This is a genomic window from Kineosporia mesophila (assembly GCF_021129235.1).
Lineage (GTDB): Bacteria > Actinomycetota > Actinomycetes > Actinomycetales > Kineosporiaceae > Kineosporia > Kineosporia mesophila.
Genome location: NZ_JAJOMA010000050.1, coordinates 1 through 4083, shown reverse-complemented (window position 1 = coordinate 4083; position 4083 = coordinate 1). Strand labels below are relative to the sequence as shown.

Genomic DNA, 4083 nt, shown 5'->3' with positions numbered 1-4083 from the left:
CAAGCTGGTGCAGGAGTCCACGCAGCGCGTCGACCAGGGCGCGCGGGTGTCGGAGAAGGCCGGCGAGTCGTTCGAGGAGATCGTCACCAGCGTCTCGCAGACCAGCACGTCGATCGAGATGATCGTGGCCGCGACGAAGACCCAGATCGACGCCTCCGCGCAGGTGAGCAACCTGATCCAGGAACTGCTCGGCGCTTCGCAGCAGAGCACCCAGGGGTAAACGGTGACGGTCGCACTGCAGGGTCTTCGCCCGGACCCGGTCTCCACCACGTACGGTCTCTTCGAATCAGGGGACGCGTGTGTCGGGGTACCGCTCTCGGACGTGCGGGAGGTGACCCCCTGTCCCGACCAGTTCGACGTCCTGCCGGTCACCGCCCCCGGGCTGCTCGGGGCGGTGAACCTGCGGGGTCAGGTGATTCCGGTGCTCGACCTGCTGGCGATGCACGGGCACGCCCGGACGGGGCAGGCCGTCCCGGCCCCGGCCGATCCCCCGGAGCGCAGGCCGCGCCGGGTGATCGTGGTGCTCCTGCGCGACCACAAGCTGCTCGGCCTGATCGTCGACAGCGTCCACGGGGTCATCGTGCCCGCCACGATGACCCGGGTGGGGACGCCCGACGGCGGCGGGCTGCTGGTCTCGCACACCTTCACCCGGCCCGAGACCGGCAACATCGTCAGCGTTCTCGACGTCGATGCGATGTTCGCCCTGCCGGGTGTGCCGATGGTGCAGGAAGAGGGACGCTCGGACGGTCTCTTCGGCGGTGGGGATGAGGGCGGCGCGGCTCTGCACTCCGGCGGCGCCCAGAACTCGATGCTGCTCGTGCGCTGCGCCGATCACCGGCTGGCCATCTCGATCAAGTCGGTGCACACCATCCTGCCGCGGGTGCAGGTGCGCAGCTCCCCGCTGAGACACGGCTCGTGCAAGGGGGTCACCGACTACGACGGGGTCGAGATCCCGGTGTTCGACCCCCTGGAACTGGCCGGCCTGGGCTCGCTGAACAACGAGGAGTCCGAGGGGGTGGCCATCCGCTTCAACGACGGGCTGGTGGTGATGCTGCTCTCCGGCGTGCTGGAGCTGATCAACACCGGTTCGGTGGAGACGCTGAACATGCCGGCGATGCAGGTGCCCGGCCGGCGCTACCTCGGGAACGTGCTGCGGGTGCCGGACCACGGCGACTTCCTCACCCTCGAGGTGGGGGCGATGCTCGAGAACGACGAGCTCCAGGCGCTGTCCCGGCTGAACACACCGCACCAGGGCACCGTTCCGGCACAGCGCGCGGGCCGGGCCGGGGCGGACGACGACACCTGGACCCAGGAGCAGACCGGCAACGAGACCTACCTGACGTTCTCGGCCGGCCGGGAGATGGCCGTGCCCCTGCGGCAGGTCGTCGAGATCCTCGAGTTCCCTTCGCAGTACTCGGTTCTGGAGGCCGGACACGATCAGGTGCTCGGGCTGTTCACCCACCGGGACACGGTGGTGCCGCTGTACCGCCTGACCCGGCTGCTCCAGGTGCCGGACTCGCCGCTGGAGTCGTCGTACGTGCTGATCGTCAGCACCGACGCCGACGGCGGGAGCGGGCAGGTGGTCGGGCTGGTCGTGCACGCGCTGCGGGCCATCGAGAAGTCCGTGTGGGAAGACCCGGAGCCGAAGCGGTCGGGCTATCCAGAGGGTTCGCTGGAGTCGGCGCTGGCCGACATGACCATGCTGCGTCTGTCACCGATCGGCACGGCCGACGAACCCCGCATGCTGCCCCGGGTCGACCTCACCGCGATCGGCGCCGCCCTGGTCCCGAACCCCACGCCCCAGGCGTCCTCGGTCCCCACCTCCCTTTCCGAGCTAGAGCTAACCCCCTCGTGATCATGCAAAACCTCCCCGGCGTTCTAGAACTCTGAGCTCCGCAGTTCTAGAACTCTGGGGAGGTTTTGCATGATCACGGAAGGTTGGGAGGAGATGGGGCGTGCATCACATGAGGGTGGGTGACGGGCGGCGCCGCACGGAGCAGGATGGGCAGTCAGCCATCCTCGAGCGCTCCCGGAGGCACGTGTGCGGATCGGTATGCCCCTCCCGTATTCGGGCAGTTTCGTCGAGACCGTCGACCAGCTGCCGGACTACCGGGCCGCGGGCCTGTCCATCGTCTATGTCGCGGAGGTCTACGGCTTCGACGCGGTGAGCCAGCTCGGCTTCATCGCCGCGAAGGTGCCCGACCTGGAGATCGCGTCGAACATCCTGCCGGTCTACACCCGCACCCCGTCACTGCTCGCCATGACCGCGGCCGGGCTCGACCACGTCTCCGGCGGCCGGTTCACGCTCGGGCTGGGTGCCAGTGGGCCGCAGGTGATCGAGGGGTTTCACGGTGTGGCCTACGACGCGCCGATCGGCCGGACCCGGGAGATCATCGAGATCTGCCGTCAGGTGTGGCGGCGCGAGAAGCTCGAGCACGCCGGCAAGCACTACCGGATGCCCCTCGAAGGTGGCCTCGGTAAACCCCTGAAGCTCATCAATCATCCGGTGCGGGAACGCATCCCGATCCTGATCGCGGCCATGGGCCCGAAGAACGTGGAGCTCGCCGCCGAGGTGGCCGAGGGCTGGGCGCCGTTCTTCTTCCGGCCCGAGGGCTACCAGGAGGTGTGGGGTTCGGCGCTCGCGGCCGGTACGGCCAGGCGCGACCCGGCGCTGCCCGCCCTGGACGTGGTGGTTCCGGTTCCCGTCGCCATCGGTGACGGGACCGAAGCGCTGCTCGACCACGCGCGTCCTCAATTTGCGCTCTACATCGGCGGAATGGGCGCGAAGGGCAAGAACTTCTACCACGACCTGGCCACCCGGTACGGCTACGGCGAGCAGGCCGATCGCATCCAGGAGCTGTACCTGGCCGGGCACAAGGACGAGGCCGCGGCGGCGGTGCCGGCCGAACTGCTGCGCGACGTGGCGCTGGTCGGGCCGCGGTCCTGGGTGGCCGAGCGACTGCAGGCGATGCACGAGGCCGGCGTGACCACGCTGTCGATCACGCCGTTCGACCGCACCCACGCCGAGCGGGTGAAGACGATCGAGACCCTGGCGGGCCTCCTGCCGTGAACGAGGATCAGATCCAGCTGGGCAGCCACATCCGGTCGCTCCACGAGCTCTGCGGGATGACCTGGGCGGTGTAGAGGGGCAGGAAGAACCAGAAGCTCAGCACGGCCAGCAGCACGATCGACCCGGCGATCCAGGCACCGGTGCGCCGTCGCCTCGAGGAGTCGTGGGTGCGCCCGAGAATCAGCCCGAGCACGTAGACCAGGGCGAGCACGACCCACGGGGTGAAGGCGATCGTGTAGAAGTTGAAGATCGTGCGCTGCTGGTACTGGAACCAGGGCAGGTAGCCGCCGACCAGACCGGCGAGCACCGCTCCGGCGCGCCAGTCGCGGCGCAGGGCCCAGCGGAACAGCAGCACCACGATCGCGAGGGTGGCGCCCCACCAGATCACCGGGTTGCCGAGGGCCGTGATGGCCTGGGAGCAGAGGTCGACCGTGCAGCCCTTCTGCCCCTCCTTCGGCCCCTCGTAGTAGAAGGCGGTCGGGCGGCCCATCACGAGCCACGACCAGGGGTTGGCCATGTACGGGTGGAAGGCGGCCAGGTCGATGTTGAACTCGTACATCTGCTGGTGGTAGTGCGCCAGGCTCCGCAGGGCCGGGGGCAGCCAGGTGATGCCCTGGCCCGGGTTCTCGGCGGCCCAGTGGCGGTCGTACCCGTTGCTGGAGAGGAACCAGCCGGTCCAGGCGGCCAGGTAGGTGAGGCCCGCGATCAGGCCCATCGCGATGCCGGACAGGGCACCCCAGATCAGCGCCCCGAGCCACCAGAATCGCAGCCCGACCGTTCGGCGCGCACCCGCGTCCCAAAAAATGATCATGAGACCGAAGGCCACGGCGAAGTACAGGCCCGACCACTTGGTGCCGGCGCACAGGCCCAGGCAGACCGCGGCGGCGATGCGCCACCAGCGCACGCCCATCCACCAGCGCCAGGAATCGGTGATCGTCTGTTCTCGCTCGCTGAACTCGGCCGCCGCCCGCAGGGCCAGACGGCGCCGGCCGGCGTCCCGGTCGATCAGGACA

3 protein-coding genes and 1 pseudogene are annotated in these 4083 nt (G+C 69.2%); 3 read left to right on the top strand and 1 reads right to left on the bottom strand.

What is annotated here, in order from left to right; genetic code table 11:
• The 3 genes and pseudogenes from LR393_RS34725 to LR393_RS34715 form a co-directional block, all read left to right on the top strand.
• A pseudogene (locus tag LR393_RS34725) lies at nucleotides 1-220 on the top strand (hypothetical protein); the annotation flags it as partial.
• A gap of 3 nt (nucleotides 221-223) precedes the next feature.
• Nucleotides 224-1855: a chemotaxis protein CheW gene (locus LR393_RS34720; RefSeq protein WP_231489475.1), complete on the top strand. Its 1632-nt coding sequence runs from the start codon at nucleotides 224-226 to the stop codon at nucleotides 1853-1855.
• Between the two features lie 186 nt (nucleotides 1856-2041).
• Nucleotides 2042-3070, top strand: a complete 1029-nt coding sequence (locus LR393_RS34715) for an LLM class F420-dependent oxidoreductase (protein ID WP_345718824.1) — start codon at nucleotides 2042-2044, stop codon at nucleotides 3068-3070.
• A 7-nt stretch (nucleotides 3071-3077) separates the two neighbouring features.
• Here LR393_RS34715 and LR393_RS34710 read toward each other — a convergent pair.
• Nucleotides 3078-4083 (bottom strand): dolichyl-phosphate-mannose--protein mannosyltransferase (locus tag LR393_RS34710; RefSeq protein ID WP_407937377.1); only part of this gene is annotated, 1006 nt, incomplete at its 5' end.